Below are 16,388 nucleotides of genomic sequence, written 5' to 3'. Positions count from 1 at the left end.
CTGTGCTCAACCTCTGGCCCCGCGCCCTGCCCCTCGTCGTTGCCCTGAGCAGCCTCAACGCCCATGCCCAGGTGCAGACCCTGGCGTTTGACCTGCCACCCGCCAGCCTGGCCACCACCCTTAACCGGATTGCCAGCCAGAGCGGCTACATCATCGCGCTGGAGCCGGCGCTGGTGCGCGGCAAGCAGGCGCCAGCCGTCGTCGGCCAGATGAGCGCCGAGCACGCCATGCAAGCCGCCTTGGCCGGCAGCGGCCTGCAATTGCGGCTCACCAGCAGCGGCCATTTCAGCGTCGCCCCGGCAACCCCTGAGAGCGACGCGCTGGAGCTTGGCAGTACCAGCATCACTGACAATTACCTGGATGCCACCAGCGAAGGCAGCGGCTCATACGCAGCCCGCGCGGTGACCCTTGGCAAAGGCACGCACAGCCTCAAGGAAATCCCTCAATCGGTGACGGTGATTACCCGTAAACAGCTGGACGACCAAGGCATCACAGACCTGCAGGACGCGCTCAACCACACCACCGGGATCGTCGGCGCGCAGGGCATCGGGCCAGGCGTGGTGGTGACTTCGCGCGGCTTCCAGATCGACGACTGGCAGTACGACGGCGTGCCGATCCCGCGCAACAACTACTCGCTGGGTAACTGGGCGACCCAGGACCTGGTGTTCTTCGACCGTGTCGAGGTACTGCGCGGCGCCTCTGGCCTGCTGCAAGGCACCGGCAGCCCCGGCGGCGCGATCAACCTGGTGCGCAAGCGTGGCCAGGCCACCCCAACCGTCACCGTCACCGGCAAGGCCGGCTCCTGGGACCACTATGGCCTGCAACTGGACGCTGGCGGCCCGCTGACCGCCGACGGTCGGGTGCGCGGCCGGATCGTTGCCGACGAGGATCAAAGCGACAGTTTCATCGACTACCAATGGAGCAAGTCGCACTCGCTGTATGGCGCGCTGGACATTGACCTGAGCGATGCCACCACCGTGGGTGGCGGCATCAGCTACAACCGCCAGCAGTCGCGACCGCTGCTGCGTGGCATCCCCCGCTATGCCGGCGGTAAGCCAGTCGATTTGCCCCGCTCGACCTTCACCGGTGCCCGCTGGAACCGTGCCGAAACCGACGTGACCACCTACTACCTGGACCTTGAGCACCGCTTCAACGACGACTGGGCGTTCAAGGCCGCCGCCGTGCGCATGGACGAAACCAACACCTCCACGCACCAGCGCGTGCAGTCCTCCGTCCAGGGCGTGGCGCCCGACGGCAGCGGCATCACCTATGCCGACTGGATCACTGACTTTCACAACACCAAGCTAGGCCTGGACATGAACGTGGTGGGCCACTTCGACACCGGCCCCCTGGCCCATGAAATCACCGTCGGCGGCAACTATTCCAAGCTGACCTCGGACGACGCCTATTGGCGCAACTTCGACGCCTCTGGCGACACCCTCTTCGACATCGACCACGACCGCCCGGAACCCAGCCGTGACAGCCTGTTCGACGGCGAGCGCGCGCGCGCCAACAAGGCCAGCTATGACATTCGCCAGAAAGGCCTGTACGGCGTCTGGCGGGTCAAGCCGACCGATGACCTGACCCTGATCGTCGGCTCGCGGGTCAGCTGGTTCGACTACAGCTGGGACTCGATCGACTTCGACAGCCGCACCGACCCTGGCACCCGCTTCCCCACCAGCCGCATGACCGAGTCAGGCGAAGTGACGCCCTATGCCGGCTTCGTCTACGACCTGACCCGCGAATGGGCCTGGTACGCCAGCTACACCGATGTGTTCGTGCCGCAGACAGAACGCGCGGTCGGCAACGTGCCACTCAAGCCTGTGATCGGCAGCAACTATGAAACGGGCCTGAAGGGCGAACTGCTGGACGGCCGGGTCAACGCCTCGCTGGCGCTGTTCCGCTACGACCAGGAAAACCGCGCGGTCAGCGACCTGGCGTCGGGCTTGGCCTGTGATGACAACTTCTGCTCCACTGCGGCGGGCAAGGTCCGTAGCCAGGGCATCGAGGCCGAGATCAGCGGCGAAGTGCTCAGCGGCTTGCAACTGTTTGCCGGTTACACCTACAACACCACCAAGTTTCTCGACGACCCGGATGACAAAGGCCGCGTGTTCAGCCAATGGACACCCAAGCACATGCTGCGTGCCTGGGCCGACTACACCCTGCCGCTGGACGGCCAGCGCTGGAGCACCGGCCTGGGCTTTACCAGCCAAAGCCACACCCTGGGCTATGAGCGCACCTACACAGTGCCCGGCTACACCGTGTGGAGCGCGCGCCTGGCCTATCAGCTGACGCCGGAGGTGAACCTGGCGGTCAACGCCAACAACCTGTTCGACAAGAAATACTGGGTCGCAGGCTTCAACCAGCTCAATGGCAGCAACAACTACGGCGAACCGCGCAACTTCATGTTGACGGTCAAGTACACGCCAGAGCTCTGAAGTTGAGCACGCGTCACTCGGTCAACGGCCATTGCGCAAGCGGCCAGTAAACGCCCTTGCGCGATTCGTACAGGGTGAAATGCCGCGCGGCAAGGAAGAACTCCGGGGCCGTAGCGGCTTCCGGCGGCTGGCCGCGGTAGTCCCTGGACAAGGTCAGGTGCGGGCGGTATTCACGACTCGCCGCCCCCACCCCCAGTGGCAGCAGCGCTTGCTGCAAGCCATAGACCAGCTGCAGCAAGGCCGGCGGCGTTTGCTGCGGCTCGAGCACCAGTGCGCTGGCGCGCGGCCACGCCTGCAAGCGGTCAAGCAACAGGCGCGGCGCCGTGGCCGGGCGCTTCAGCGCGTCCACTGCGGCACAGATCGCCGGCACTTGGGCGGTGTCCACGTCGCCAAGAAACAACAACGTCACATGAAAGTTGTCGGCCGGTACCGGCTTGCCGCTACGCAGGTTCAAACTGCGCCGCCACTGGGCCAGCGCACGGCGCTGGGCATCGCTGACTGGCAAGGCAAAAAACAGCCGCTTGAAGGGGGCGCCACTGGGGCGAACGTCCTGAACCATGTGATCTCCTTGGCATGAATCGTTTGCGCAAGCTATAGGCCATTACACCTAAGTCGCGCCGTCGTCATGTAACAATAAGTACAAACTACCCCCATGATTGTTTATGCTGGCGAGCTTATGCCATGGCGCATGGCCATTTTTTCGACAAGTAAACGTCCATGAAAATTGCACTCGTACTTATCTTCGTTCTCTCGATCGCCTATGTTCACCTGCGCGGTCGGGTTCGCCACAAGCTGACCCGTCAGTTGGGCGACCACTCCAGTTTCCTGGCGCCGGTCAACAGCTTCCTTTACCTGTTTTCCAAGCACCCGGCCAAACCTTACCTGCCGGTCGAAGCTTTTCCCGAGCTACAGCCGCTGCAGGATCACTGGCAGGAAATTCGTGCAGAGGCGCAACAGCTGCTGCACGTCGGTGAGATCAAAAAGTCCGACAATTACGATGATGTTGGCTTCAATTCATTCTTCAAGACTGGCTGGAAGCGCTTCTACCTGAAGTGGTACGGCGAAAGCCACCCTTCGGCAATGACCCTGTGCCCGCGTACCACCGAGTTGCTGCAAGGCATCGGCACGGTCAAGGCGGCGATGTTCGCCACCCTGCCACCGGGGGCCAAGCTGGTGCGCCACCGCGACCCGTACGCCGGTTCCTACCGCTACCACCTGGGCCTGGACACGCCGAACGACGACGGTTGCTACATCGACGTGGACGGCGAGAAGTACTCGTGGCGCGACGGTGAGGGTGTGATCTTCGACGAAACCTACATCCACTATGCGGCCAACACCACCGAGCACAACCGCATCATCCTGTTCTGCGATGTCGAGCGCCCGCTCAAGTACCGCTGGACAACCGCGTTCAACCGCTGGTTCAGCCGCAACGTGATGGCGGCCGCCGCCGCACCTAACGATGCCAACGACAAGACTGGCGGCATCAATCGGCTGTTCACCCGCATCTACAAGATCCGCGAGCGGGGCAAAGCGCTGAAAAAGCGCAACCGCATGCGCTACTACCTGGAAAAGTGGGCGGTGGTGGCAGCGCTGGTGCTGGTGTTCATCTACATCTGATTCATCGCTGCCTGTGCCAGTTGCACAGGCAGCAGTTGCCCCGCCCTTTTTGGTCTAGCCTGAAAGCTCCACTCGCAACCACCCTAAGGTGAAGACGATGAGCATGATGGACTGGGACGCCTACCGTAAGCAGTTGATGGCCGGCATCGGCGATCTCAAGCAGTTGTCTCCCGACACCGTGGCCGGTTACATGACCGCCAGCGGCGCGGGCGCCAAGACCAACCACCTGGACGCCAAGACTCGCGAACTGATCTCCCTCGCAGTGGCCGTGACCACCCGCTGTGACGGCTGCATTGCCGTGCACTCGCAGCAAGCGGTCAAGCACGGCGCCAGCCGCGAAGAGATTGCCGAAGCCCTCGGCGTGGCGGTGGCGATGAACGCCGGCGCCGCCCTGGTGTACTCGGCCCGCGCCATGGATGCGGTGGGCAAGGCCAACGGCTGAGCACACGCGGCGCGTCGCCCTTGCGCGACAGCGCCGCGCCACCCAGACTTGGCGGTCCAGCCATTGCAGGAACCATCATGATCCACATCCGCCCCATGACGCTTGAGGACTTCGAGCGCTTCTGGCCCACCTTCCAGGCCATTGTCCAGGCCCGCGAAACCTACGCCTTCGACCCTGCCCTGAGCTTCGAACAAGCCCGCCAGTTATGGCTAGAGCTGCCCCTTCACACCTGGGTGCTGGAGGACCAGGGCGAACTGCTGGGTTCCTACTACCTCAAGGCCAATGCTGCAGGCCCGGGTGCCCATGTGGGCAACTGCGGTTACATGGTCTGCGAGGCTGCACGTGGCCGTGGCGTAGCACGTTTGATGTGTGAGCATTCGCAGAAGCAGGCGCGTCAGGAGGGTTTTTTGGCGCTGCAGTTCAATTCGGTCGTAGCCACTAATGAAGTAGCTGTGGCGCTGTGGCACAAGCTCGGCTTCGAAACGGTCGGCCGCCTGCCCAAGGCATTCCGACATGCCCGGCTAGGGTTGGTGGACTGCCTGGTGATGTACAAGTGGTTGGCGGATGAGCCGGTGGTCGAAAAACCGCCGCTGTTGATCGGGCGCAAGAATATCGAGGCCAGGATTTCGCGGCGGCGGGGGCGTTAGCCGTCAGCACAAGTACCCCGGTGCGCATGGTTTGAGGTTTGTGGCGCCTATGAGATCGAGCGCCGCCCGCGCGGCGCATCGCGACGCAAGGCCGCTCCCACATCTGTTTCGGGCCAGTGAGGCCTGTGAAATCTGCGCGCGACCGCCTTGTTTGTCTGACTCGATATCAAGGTGGGCACCAAAGGGCCGCGCGCCCATGTCACAGGAATAATTGGCCCGAAACAAATGTGGGAGCGGCCTTGCGTCGCGATGCGCCGCGCGGGCGGCGCTCGATCTCATAGGCGCCAAACCACTCAAGCCATGCCCCCAAAGCCCCACCCCCTCTAAAACCCCATTGCTGACCATCCCATTAAGGTTATAAGATAACGTTTCATTTGACATCCATTCCTACCAGCGACTTCCCATGACTAGCGCCAGCGCCACCCCCACCGTGCTCAACCAGCGCCTGCAGAGCATCGATGCCCTGCGCGGCCTGGTCATTTTGTTCATGCTCCTGGACCACGTCCGCGAGACCTTTTTCCTGCACCGCCAAGTCAGCGATCCGATGGCCATCGACGCCACCGACCCGTCGTTGTTCTTCAGTCGCACCCTGGCCCATTTGTGCGCGCCGGTGTTCGTCCTGTTGACCGGCCTTTCTGCCTGGCTGTTTGGGGAGAAATACCAGGGCCGCAGCGACGTCTCGGCCTTTCTGTTCAAACGTGGGCTGTTCCTGGTGGTGCTGGAGTTCACCCTGGTCAACTTCGCCTGGACCTTCCAACTGCCACCCAGCGTGATCTACCTGCAGGTGATCTGGGCCATCGGGGTTAGCATGATCGCCCTGTCACTGCTGGTGTGGTTGCCACGCACGGTGCTGATCGCCCTGGGCGCAGTCATCGTCGCCGGCCACAACCTGCTCGACAGCCTGCACTTCGGCGCAGAATCGGCCCTGCACGTGCCGTGGGCAATCCTGCACGACCGTGGCTGGCTGACGTTCTCCGATAACCTGCGCCTGCGCACCTCGTACCCCGTGCTGCCCTGGATCGGCGTGATCGCCCTGGGCTACGGCCTTGGCCCCTGGTTCGCCCGTGGCAGCGACGCGGGCCAACGCCAGCACAAGCTGTTGCTGGCCGGGGTGATCGCGCTGCTCGGTTTTGTCGTGCTGCGAATGCTCAACGGCTACGGCGAAGCGCCCTGGAGCGGGTTCCCGAGCTTGACGCAGACGCTGATGAGCTTCTTCAACATCACCAAGTATCCGCCGTCGTTGCTGTTCCTGGCCCTCACCCTGGGCAGCGGCCTGCTGCTGTTGCGCGCCTTCGAGCGCGCCGGCCGGCCCCGCTGGATCAGCGCCCTCGCGGTTTACGGCGCAGCGCCGATGTTTTTCTACCTGCTGCACCTGTACGTGCTGAAGCTGCTTTACCTGGCCTGCGTTGCCCTGCTCGGGCACAACCAGGGGGATTATTTCGGCTTCGACGGCATCAGCGGCGTGTGGCTGGGCGCGGCGTTGCTCGCAGTGTCGCTGTACCTGCCGGTGCGCGCTTTCGCACGGCTGAAGGCACGTCGGCGTGACATCACCTGGCTGAAGTACTTCTGAAAAGCGTTTTCACCCGGCGGCCCGATGGTCTACCATGCGGGCCGCCGGTTTCCACCACGGAATTAATAGGGAATCCCAGGCCCGTAGCAACGGGCCAAACGGAACTGCCCCCGCAACTGTAGGTGCCGAGCCTGCTCCATCAATGCCACTGGATCAACTCATCCGGGAAGGCTGGAGCCGGGCCAGGACGCACCAGTCAGGAGACCTGCCGGCAACATTTCACCAACCGGCGGGGTGTCCGGGATGGCCATCTCCACCCTTTCTGGGTGCTGCCCCCTGCCCTGCGCAAGGGGCTCGGCGATGCCTGTCCGTGCGTTCATTCCGTGAACCCTTCGATAGGAGATCGCCCCACCATGCTGCCCCGTCTTGCCGCCCTGATCGCTGGCCTCGGCCTCACTGGCCTGGCCCAGGCTGCCACCACCCACTACCCGCTCACGGTGGACAACTGCGGCATGCCACAGACGTTCGCCCACGCCCCTGAACGCGCAGTGACGATCGGCCAGGCCGGCACCGAGATCCTCTATGCATTGGGCCTGGGCGACAAGCTGGCCGGCACTTCACTGTGGTTCAACAACGTACTGCCCGAATACAAAGCCCTGAACGACAAGGTCGAGCGCCTGGCCGATAACGACCCAAGCTTCGAGGCCGTGGTGGGCAAGCGCCCGCAACTGGTGGCGGTACAGTTCGAATGGATGGTCGGCGCACAAGGCGTGGTGGGTACCCGCGAGCAGTTCGACGAGCTGAAGATCCCAACCTACCTGCTACCGTCGGACTGTGAAGGCAAGGACAACCTGGTAGGCGCCGATGGTACCCGTCTGCAGGCGTTCCAGGTCGACAGCATCTACAAGAGCGTCAACCAACTGGCCGAAATCTTCGATGTGCAGGACCGCGGTGCGGCCCTGAACCGCGACCTCAAGGGCCGCCTGGACAGCGCCAAGGCGCAGCTGGCCGGCAAAGACCTGTCCAACACCTCGGCGCTGTTCTGGTTTTCCAGCGCTGACCTCGAGATCGACCCCTACGTGGCTGGCCGCCAAGGGGTCGCCGACTTCATGCTGCGAACCCTGGGGGTACGCAACGTGGTCGAGTCCACCGAAGAATGGCCGACCGTGGGCTGGGAAACCCTGGCCAAGGCCAACCCGACCTGGCTGATCATCGCCCGCATGGACCGTCGCCGCTTCCCGGCAGACGACTACCAGAAAAAACTCGAATTCCTGCGCAACGACCCGGTAACCCGCCACATGGACGCGGTGAAGAACGACCGCATCATCGTCCTCGACGCCGATGCCATGCAGGCCGGCATCCGCCTGTTCCGAGGCCTGCAAACCCTGTCCACAGCGTTCGCCAGCGGCAAAGCAGCCCAGTGATGAGCCGCCTGTTTGCTTACAGCGGCCTGGCCCTGGCAGCCGTGTGCGCTGCACTGCTGGCCGGTACCGCGATCGGCGAGAGCAACCTGGCGCCGAACGTGGTCTATCAGGTGCTGGCCAATCATCTGTGGCAGGCCGGTTACCCAGTCGATCCGATCGACGCCGGTATCGTCTGGAACTACCGCCTGACCCGCACCCTGGTCGCCGCGGCCTGCGGCGCCGGGCTGGCCACCTGTGGCGTAATCCTGCAGGCGCTGCTGCGCAACCCGCTGGCCGAGCCTTACTTGCTGGGGTTGTCCGCCGGCGCCTCGACCGGCGCGGTGCTGGTCGGCCTGCTGGGGCTGGGCAGCCTTGCGCTGAGCATGTCTGGGGGGGCCTTCATCGGTGCGCTGGCGGCCTTCGCGCTGGTGTTGGTGCTGGCCCGCGCTGCGGGGCCAAGCAGCAACAATGCCCAGGTGATCCTTGCCGGGATCGCCGGCTCGCAGCTGTTCACAGCCCTTACCGCGTTCCTCATCACCAAGTCGGCCACCGCCGAGCAGGCGCGCGGCATCCTGTTCTGGCTGCTGGGCAACCTCAGTGGCGTGCGCTGGCCGTCGGTATGGCTGGCACTGCCGGTGGCGCTGTTCGGATTGATGGTGTGCCTATGGCATCGCCGCGCGCTGGATGCTTTCACCTTCGGCGCCGACTCGGCGGCATCGCTGGGGATCCCGGTGCGACGTACCCAGCTGCTGTTGATCAGTTGCGCCGCGCTGGTGACCGCGGTGATGGTGTCCATCGTCGGCGCCATCGGCTTTGTCGGGTTAGTGATTCCCCATGCCCTGCGCCTGCTGCTCGGGCCGGGGCATAGCCGCCTGCTGCCTGCCAGCGCGTTCGGTGGCGCATTGTTTCTCATCACTGCGGACATCTTGTCGCGCACGCTGATCCCAGGCCAGGTGATCCCGGTGGGCGTGGTCACCGCGCTGATCGGCGCACCGGTGTTCGCGCTGATTCTGATCAGCCGGCGGGGGCGCCCATGACCGTCATGGCCAACCTGCAAATAACCCCGCTTGCCTGTCAGGGCCTGGGGTTGCAGCTAGGCGGTAGCACCGTGCTGCGCGACATCGACCTAAGCGTCATCAAGGGTGAAACCCTGGGCATCGTCGGCCCTAACGGCTCTGGCAAATCGTCCCTGCTAAAACTGCTGGCGGGCCTGCGCAAACCGGGCAGCGGCCATGTCGAACTCGTGGGCGAACCCCTGGCGCAGCTGCCACGCCGGCGCATTGCCCAGGCCCTGGCGTTGGTCGAGCAGCAGGCGGATACCGCTGACGCAATCAGCGTGTACGACGCAGTTGCCCTGGGCCGCACGCCCTGGCTGTCGGCCTTGGCGCCGTTTTCCAAGCAGGACCGTGCCATCGTCGAGCAAGCCTTGGCCGACCTTGACGCCCTGCACCTGCGCACGCGCCTTTGGCATTCGCTTTCAGGTGGCGAACGCCAACGTGTGCACATTGCCCGCGCCCTGGCCCAACGCCCTCAGGTGCTACTGCTTGACGAGCCGACCAACCATTTGGACATCCAGCACCAGCTGAGCCTGCTGCAACAAGTACAGGCGCTGCCGGTCACCACCCTGGTGGCCCTGCACGACCTCAACCAGGCACTGACCTGCGACCGCGTCGCGGTGCTCGACCAAGGCCGCCTGGTCGCCCTCGGCAAGCCGCTCGACGTGCTCACCCCCGAGCGCCTGCTGAGCACCTTCGGCGTGCACGCCCACTGCCTCACCGACCCCTTCGACGGCGCGCGCATTCTGCGTTTTCGCGCCCCCTGAACCAGGAAGTTCACCATGCTGTTGCGCCCTGTCGCCCTGCTGCTCGCCAGCACCCTGTTTGCCCCTGCCGCGCTGGCAGAGGTGCACGAAGTGAAGATGCTCAACCGTGGCACGGAGGGTGCGATGGTCTATGAGCCGGATCACTTGCGCATTGCAGCCGGTGATACGGTGCGCTTTGTGCCGAGCATGAGTGGGCACAACGCAGCCAGTGTGCCGGGGTTGCTGCCGCCGGGGGCGCAGGCGTTCAAGAGCAAGTTGAACCAGCCCTACGAGCACACCTTCAGCGTACCGGGCATGTACGGTATCCAGTGCATTCCGCACCTGGCGATGGGCATGGTGATGGTGGTCCAGGTGGGTGATGCGGCGCCCGCCGAATTGCCTGCCAGCCTGCCTGCTCGGGCGAAAACCCGCTTTGAGGTGCAACTGAAAAAACTGCAGGCCGGGCAATGAGCCGCCTGTTGCTGGCCCTGCCTCTGGCAGGGCTTGCCCCCTTCGCATTGGCTGACTCCGCCCAGTCCCTGAGCAAGGGCTTTGTCGAAGACGGTAGCTGGAGCCTGCTTAACCGCAGCGTGTTCGACCAGCGCGAGTACAAGCATGGCGGGCGCAACGGAAGTGGGCGCAATGCCTACAAGCCGCGCAGCGAACGTAACGGCAACGCCGAAGAATGGGCCTATGGCCTGATGGGGACGTTGCAGTCTGGCTTCACCCAAGGCCTGATTGGCGTAGGTGTCGATGCCCATGCTTACCTGGGTGTACAGCTCGACAGCGGCGGCGGGCGTGTCGGCAAGGCGCGTCTGCTGGGCGTCGACAATGACGGGCACCCGAAGCATGAATACAGCCGAGCGGGCGCAGCATTGAAGATGCGGGTATCGAACACCGTACTGTCCTACGGCGAGCAGCGGGTGAAGACCCCGGTGTTCAGTTCGTCCGACAGCCGCCTGTTGCCTGAGACCGCCACCGGCTTTTTTCTCAGCAGCAACGAGATCGACACGCTGCGGCTGGTGGCCGGTCACTTCAACGAGAGCACAGACCGCAACGCCTCCAGCCACAACCAGGGCTTCGTGGTGAACTACTCCAATGGCCGCCAGGGCACTAGCTTCGACCTGGCGGGCGCAGTCTGGAACCCCAGCGCAGCACTCAGCGCCAGCCTGTATACCTCGCGCTACGAGGACAGCTGGAACCAGCACTACCTGGGCAGCACCCTCACCCACGCCCTAGATGAGCGCCGCAGCCTGAGCCTGGACCTGAACCTGTACCGCACCACCGACACCGGCAAGGCGCTATCCGGGCGCATCGACAACACCACCTGGAGCCTGGTCTCGCGTTACAACCAGGGGCCGCACGGCTTTAGCCTGGGGTGGCAGCAGGTGGACGGCAATACACCGTTCGACTATGTGACGCGCGGCGCGATCTTTATTGCCAACGCCGTGCAGATGTCGGACTTCAACGCGCCGAACGAGAAGTCATGGCAGGCGCGGTACGACCTGAACATGGGCGCCTATGGGGTGCCGGGGCTGAACCTGACGGCGCTGTATGTGCGCGGGTTCGATATCGATGGCACGCATGTCGACCCCACCGGCGGGTATGCGTACCTGGGCTATGGCAAGGGCGGCAAGCATTGGGAGCGCGACCTGGAGGCGCGGTATGTGGTGCAGAGTGGCAAGGCCAAGGGGACCACGTTCTCGGTACGCCATAACGCACATCGCGGCAACACGGCGCAGGCGGAGCTCGATGGCGATCAGGTTCGCCTCGCGGTCGAGTGGCCGTTGGGTGGGGGGTTCTGACAGGTTTTCAGGCCAGTGTCGGCGATGGGCTGCACAAGCAGCCCCGGGGTCAGGGTGCTACAGCGGATGGCGCCTGCAAACCCCACTCGGCTTTTTCTTGCGCGGTCATGGAGGCGAGCACTTCGCCAAACGTCTGGTCCAACTCCCCACTGACATTGCCGAAGGCCTTGTAGTTGGTCAGCAGGTAACGCTTCACGGTCCTGGGCCAGCGCCCTTCCTTGTGCGCCGCATTGATGATGCCCTTGGCGTCGTGACGCGTGGCGCCCCGCCACAATTCCATCAGCCTGTTTTCGAAGTGGCCGAACGACCATGGGTCCCTACGGTCCTCGAATTCGTCCAGCAGCTTGAGCTTGTACAGGGCCATGTGTGGCATCGGCGTATCTCCCTCTGGTGCGTTGGTTAAACGTTGAGAGAGAAGGTAAGCAAGCAACTGCGCTTTTGAAATGAACGCGTTGAACACTGCAAAGCCGCTGCTGTAGGCGACTTCTGACAGATTACCGGGGCCTCATCCCAGCCGCAGTTGCATATGCGTGGTTTGCCACACGGGGTCTTGCTCGACATCGATCACCACGAACCCTTGGCGCTCCCAGAATGCAATGGCGCCTGGCAAGAAGGGGTGCGTGTGCAGGTACAGGCATTCGACGCCCGCTTGCTCGGCGGCCTGGCGCAATGCCGCGAACAACGCCGCGGCAAGCCCCTGTCGGCGATACCCCGGCAACACGAACAGGCGCACCACCTCGACCACCCGCATCGGGTGATAGTGAAGCTGTGCAAAACGGTGGTCATAGGGCACATAGCCAATCACAGCAACCCGCTGGCCCTGATCACGGGCTTCGAGAAACAGCCCCTCGCCGTCCAGGTACGTCTCAGCGAAACGGGCCAGGTCATTGGGCAACGGTGCTGCGCTGAGCATGGGGAAGAGCGCGCGGCGGGCGGTGTCGACGAAAACCACGACTTCATCGATGGCATCCCGTGGGACGGGTTGGATGATCCAGTTCGGCATGGGGCGTGCGTGCAGTGAATTGAGGGCACAGGTTCTAACCCAGCTGGCGGCCCAAGGCAAATTCAGGGGTCGTCTCGGCCAGGGTGACCTCGCTATAATCGCAGGTCTTCACCGCCCACCCAGGCCACACCATGCCCCGCCTCCAGATGTTGCTGCTGCCACTGCTACTGACCGCCGCCCTCGCCGCCTGCGACCAGAAACCCTCCCGCGAAGAACAGATTCTGGCAAAGCTGCCCCTGCAGGACGCCTACGAGCACAACATCGACCGCATGGCGTCGCTGCTGTCCCAGGCCCACCCGCAGGTGCCCGAAGCGAGCATCCGCGATGTGCTGCGCAAACACCTGACGGTCGACGACCAGCGCCAGGACTTGTTCAAGCTCTACAGCGAGAAGAACTTCACCGACGCCGAATTCGCCAGCATCGTCGAAGCCACCCAGGATCCGGCCAAGGCCCGCGCCCTGGAAGCGACCGAGGCCGGCAAACGCCTGAGCGACAAGCTGACCGCCCTGATGCGCGAAACTGCCCGCGACGCGAAGGTGCAGGCACTGGCCGAGCAGCGCATGCAACAGGTCGAGGATGAGCTGGATGCACTGGAAAAATCAGGTTCGTGATCGACGCTGCACGCGGCTGCGGCGACAATAGTCCACTCCACCTATAAGCAGCAGGCTTATACCCTTTTCGTACCAGTGAGGTCAGGATTGCCACACACCAAGCACGGATTGCGCCTGGATCTACGCTCGCTCATTCTGATTCTCTGCGCCCTGACCGCCTTGGTCATGCTGTGCGCCAGTTATTTCGCCAGCTATCGCGTTCAACGCCAGTTGCTGATCGACCATGCCCTTGAGGCTAACCGGGTGTATGCGGCGAAGCTTGCGTCCATCACCGAGACGTTCATCGCCAGCGCCTTGCAGCAGTTGTCTTTCAGCGCCGGCGTGCAAGCTCACCAATTGGCTGATGCCGCCGCGCTGCAGGCGGAAACCGATCGCGTGTTGTACCAGGGCCTTGCCTTCAACTCGACGTTCGTGGTCGATGCCGACGGCATCCTGCGGGCCGTTTCCCCTGCCGCGCTGCATCACTACGTGGGCACCAAGGTACAGTCACCCGGGGTACAGGAAGCCCTCCACGAACGTAGGCCACTGGTTTCAATCCCTTACCTGTCGACCGCCAACAACCTGGTGGTGGCGCTGTCGCAGCCGATCTTCGATAGCAATGGGCGCTACCTGGGTTACGTGGGCGGCAGCCTGTACCTGCGCGAACGCAACATCCTCAACAGCCTGCTGGGCGAGCACTTCTACAAGGACGGCTCGTACCTGTATGTGGTCGATCGCAACCGTCGCCTGCTGTATCACCCGGACAGCCAGCGGGTCGGCACGGTGGTGGAAGGCAACGCGCTGATCGATCAACTGGCGACACTGGACAGCGGTACTCGCCAGCTGACCAACAGCCAGGGCGTGGCAATGCTGGCGGGCTTCGCCACAGTGCCGAGCGCGGGCTGGGGGGTGGTGGCGCAGCAGCCGCTGGCGCAGACCGTGGCCCCGCTGAGCCACCTGGTGCTCAACGTGGTCGGCACCTCCGCGCCACTGGCACTGGTGGGCAGCCTGCTGCTGTGGTGGCTGGCGATGACCATCGCCCGGCCACTCTGGCAGTTGGCGGCCGGGGCCAGGTCCATGGACCGCGCGGGCACTGCCGAGCGCTTGCATCGGGTGCCGGCCTGGTACTTCGAGGCGGCCGAGCTCAAGCGTGCGCTGCTGTTCGGGCTCAACTTGCTGCAAGAGCGCATCGGCCGGCTCAACCGCGATGCCCAGACCGACCCGCTGACCGGGCTGGGCAACCGCCGCAACCTGGACTTCAGCCTGTCGCTGCTGGAAGTCGAAGGGCGGGCATTTTCGGCCATCGTGCTGGATATCGATCATTTCAAGCGGGTTAACGATGCGCATGGGCATGACGTTGGTGACCAGGTGCTACGGCGGCTGGCCGAAGTGATGCGCCGCTGTTGCCGCGAGGGCGACCTGCTGTGCCGCACAGGGGGCGAGGAGTTTCTCATGCTGCTGCCGGGGGCCAACCTGGAGGTTGCCGCAGCGGTGGCGGAGCGGCTACGCGTGGCGGTGCAGGATACGTCGGTCGAGCCGGTGGGAGCGGTGACGGTTTCGCTGGGGGTCGCGCATTGGCCTGGCACCGCCGGCAGCGGGCCTGGCGATACGTTGAGCAAGGCGGACCGCGCGCTGTACAGCGCTAAACAGAGTGGGCGCAATCGGGTGTGCATCGAGCCTGCATGACGCTGAAAACCAGCACCGGCCCCTCTACGGCAGGCCCGCAGCATGAGTTGTTACAAGCCTTGTCATAAAACTGTCGTGTTTCAGTCATAGGATTGACCCCAACCTGACATTTTCACTCTTCATGGATGAGCGTCTCATGCGTCGTGTGGTTTTCAATCAGAAAGGTGGCGTGGGCAAGTCGAGCATCGCCTGCAACCTGGCCGCTGCCAGTGCCGCTGAAGGCTATCGGACCCTGCTGGTAGACCTCGACCCGCAAGCCAATGCCACGTACTACCTGACCGGCCTGGTCAATGACGCCATCCCCTCGGGCATTGCCGACTTCTTCCGCCAAACCTTGTCATCCGCCACCGCGCACGGCAAGAAGCCCCGTGTGGCAATTACCGAAACCCGCTACAGCAACCTGCACCTGATCACCGCCAGCCCCGACCTCAGCGACCTGCAAAGCAAGCTGGAGAGCAAGTTCAAGATCAACAAATTGCGCAAGCTGCTGGTAGAGTTGGCCGAAGACTACGAGCGGATCTACATCGATACGCCGCCAGCGCTGAACTTCTACACCTTCAGCGCCCTGGTGGCTGCCGAACGCCTGTTGATCCCGTTCGACTGCGACAGCTTCTCGCGCCAGGCGCTGCACAGCATCATGGCCGAGGTAGAAGAGCTGCGCCAGGACCACAACCCGTCGCTGCAGGTGGAGGGCGTGGTCGTCAACCAGTTCGCCGGGCGTACGGCACTGCATCAGACCCTGGTCGATCAACTGCGTGGCGAAGGGGTGCCGGTGCTGCCGGTGTACCTGAGCAGCTCGATCAAGATGCGCGAGTCGCACCAGGTGTCGGTGCCGTTGGTGCATCTGGCGCCGCGGCACAAGCTGGCCTTGGAGTTTGCCGACCTGCTGGATGTACTGGAGCGGGCGGCCTGACCCCACGGGGTGCTTTGCACCCCAGCATTTTGCGTCATCAGGGCTACCCGCCCCCTCATTCGGGTGATAGATTCGCCGCCATGAAAACCACCCGGCAGACCCGCACGCTGACCGCCTGGACGCTCTATGCCTGCGTCCTGTTCAGCCTATTGCTGTGCGGCCTGCACCACGGCCAGATGAGCGGCCTGCGCCTGGCCGGCCTTGAGGGTGGTTTCTGTTCGATCAGCAGCGACCATGGCCCGGCCATCGACCTGGAGCCTGCCGGTGGCGACCAGCACATGGCCCAGCTCGATTGCCCGGTGTGCTCCTCGTTCGGCCTGGCGGTGCCGCTTGCCCACACCGGCTGGGCCTTTATCCCGGCCCAGGCCGGGGCCAGCTCGCCCATTGTCGTGCGCAGTTGGGCACAGCCACCACCGCGCTACCTACGCCCTGCCCTCAACCCCCGCGCCCCACCTGCTGCTCTTCCCGCCGCCATTCTCTTCGCCTGACCTCGACCGGGCGCGCCTGCGTGCGCGCTGGTGGTCAGCCATGAC

At 63.9% G+C, this 16,388-nt stretch carries 17 protein-coding genes and 1 riboswitch; of the genes, 14 read left to right on the top strand and 3 right to left on the bottom strand.

Features of this window, described 5'->3' with window-relative positions:
- Positions 1-2: 2 nt before the first annotated feature.
- Positions 3-2,438: a TonB-dependent siderophore receptor gene (locus tag OGV19_RS06920; protein WP_264312692.1), complete on the top strand. Its 2,436-nt coding sequence runs from the start codon at positions 3-5 to the stop codon at positions 2,436-2,438.
- Positions 2,439-2,451: 13 nt separating this feature from the next.
- Here the strand turns inward: OGV19_RS06920 and thpR are convergent, their stop codons facing one another.
- The gene (gene thpR, locus OGV19_RS06915; RefSeq protein WP_264312691.1) at positions 2,452-2,997 is read right to left on the bottom strand and encodes an RNA 2',3'-cyclic phosphodiesterase; all 546 of its coding nucleotides are present in this window, start codon (positions 2,995-2,997) and stop codon (positions 2,452-2,454) included.
- 158 nt (positions 2,998-3,155) lie between these two features.
- Between thpR and lpxO the strand changes: the two genes are divergently transcribed.
- The 9 genes from lpxO (at position 3,156) to OGV19_RS06870 (ending at position 11,663) form a co-directional block, all read left to right on the top strand.
- The gene (gene lpxO, locus OGV19_RS06910; RefSeq protein WP_264312690.1) at positions 3,156-4,055 is read left to right on the top strand and encodes a lipid A hydroxylase LpxO; all 900 of its coding nucleotides are present in this window, start codon (positions 3,156-3,158) and stop codon (positions 4,053-4,055) included.
- Positions 4,056-4,152: 97 nt separating this feature from the next.
- Entirely contained in the window at positions 4,153-4,497 is a 345-nt protein-coding gene (locus OGV19_RS06905) for a carboxymuconolactone decarboxylase family protein (protein WP_013973174.1), read from the top strand.
- 77 nt (positions 4,498-4,574) lie between these two features.
- Complete coding sequence (locus tag OGV19_RS06900; RefSeq protein ID WP_264312689.1) at positions 4,575-5,144, top strand: GNAT family N-acetyltransferase; 570 nt, start codon at positions 4,575-4,577, stop codon at positions 5,142-5,144.
- Positions 5,145-5,547: 403 nt separating this feature from the next.
- Positions 5,548-6,714 (top strand): acetyltransferase domain-containing protein, encoded by a 1,167-nt coding sequence (locus tag OGV19_RS06895; protein ID WP_264312688.1) that lies wholly within the window; start codon positions 5,548-5,550, stop codon positions 6,712-6,714.
- A 28-nt stretch (positions 6,715-6,742) separates the two neighbouring features.
- Positions 6,743-6,942: riboswitch (cobalamin riboswitch) on the top strand.
- Positions 6,943-7,067: 125 nt separating this feature from the next.
- The gene (locus tag OGV19_RS06890; RefSeq protein ID WP_264312687.1) at positions 7,068-8,078 is read left to right on the top strand and encodes an ABC transporter substrate-binding protein; all 1,011 of its coding nucleotides are present in this window, start codon (positions 7,068-7,070) and stop codon (positions 8,076-8,078) included.
- Positions 8,078-9,094 carry a FecCD family ABC transporter permease gene (locus OGV19_RS06885; protein WP_264312686.1) on the top strand — a complete coding sequence of 339 codons (1,017 nt, stop codon included), beginning with the start codon at positions 8,078-8,080 and terminating at the stop codon, positions 9,092-9,094. Before OGV19_RS06890 ends, OGV19_RS06885 begins: the two co-directional genes overlap by 1 nt.
- Positions 9,091-9,879 (top strand): ABC transporter ATP-binding protein, encoded by a 789-nt coding sequence (locus OGV19_RS06880; protein WP_264312685.1) that lies wholly within the window; start codon positions 9,091-9,093, stop codon positions 9,877-9,879. The genes OGV19_RS06885 and OGV19_RS06880 overlap by 4 nt, the downstream gene beginning before the upstream one ends.
- Before the next feature lie 15 nt (positions 9,880-9,894).
- The gene (locus OGV19_RS06875; protein ID WP_264312684.1) at positions 9,895-10,329 is read left to right on the top strand and encodes a pseudoazurin; all 435 of its coding nucleotides are present in this window, start codon (positions 9,895-9,897) and stop codon (positions 10,327-10,329) included.
- A complete protein-coding gene (locus OGV19_RS06870; protein WP_264312683.1) occupies positions 10,326-11,663 on the top strand; it encodes an OprD family porin in 1,338 nt (445 codons plus the stop codon). The genes OGV19_RS06875 and OGV19_RS06870 overlap by 4 nt, the downstream gene beginning before the upstream one ends.
- Positions 11,664-11,712: 49 nt before the next feature.
- Here OGV19_RS06870 and OGV19_RS06865 read toward each other — a convergent pair whose 3' ends face one another.
- Complete coding sequence (locus OGV19_RS06865) at positions 11,713-12,036, bottom strand: hypothetical protein (protein WP_264312682.1); 324 nt, start codon at positions 12,034-12,036, stop codon at positions 11,713-11,715.
- Positions 12,037-12,168: 132 nt separating this feature from the next.
- Positions 12,169-12,666, bottom strand: a complete 498-nt coding sequence (locus tag OGV19_RS06860) for a GNAT family N-acetyltransferase (RefSeq protein WP_264312681.1) — start codon at positions 12,664-12,666, stop codon at positions 12,169-12,171.
- Between the two features lie 131 nt (positions 12,667-12,797).
- On the opposite strand from OGV19_RS06860, the gene OGV19_RS06855 reads away from it, so the two are divergent.
- From OGV19_RS06855 to OGV19_RS06840, 4 genes are all read left to right on the top strand, one after another.
- On the top strand, positions 12,798-13,277 hold the full coding sequence (locus OGV19_RS06855) for a hypothetical protein (protein ID WP_264312680.1): 480 nt from the start codon (positions 12,798-12,800) through the stop codon (positions 13,275-13,277).
- 87 nt (positions 13,278-13,364) lie between these two features.
- Positions 13,365-14,942 carry a sensor domain-containing diguanylate cyclase gene (locus tag OGV19_RS06850; RefSeq protein ID WP_264312679.1) on the top strand — a complete coding sequence of 526 codons (1,578 nt, stop codon included), beginning with the start codon at positions 13,365-13,367 and terminating at the stop codon, positions 14,940-14,942.
- Positions 14,943-15,078: 136 nt separating this feature from the next.
- Complete coding sequence (locus OGV19_RS06845; protein ID WP_264312678.1) at positions 15,079-15,855, top strand: ParA family protein; 777 nt, start codon at positions 15,079-15,081, stop codon at positions 15,853-15,855.
- Positions 15,856-15,935: 80 nt separating this feature from the next.
- Positions 15,936-16,343: a DUF2946 family protein gene (locus OGV19_RS06840; protein ID WP_264312677.1), complete on the top strand. Its 408-nt coding sequence runs from the start codon at positions 15,936-15,938 to the stop codon at positions 16,341-16,343.
- Positions 16,344-16,388: the final 45 nt, after the last annotated feature.

This window comes from Pseudomonas putida, assembly GCF_025905425.1.
Taxonomy (GTDB): Bacteria; Pseudomonadota; Gammaproteobacteria; order Pseudomonadales; family Pseudomonadaceae; genus Aquipseudomonas; species Aquipseudomonas putida_AF.
This window is presented reverse-complemented; position numbering and strand designations above follow the sequence as displayed.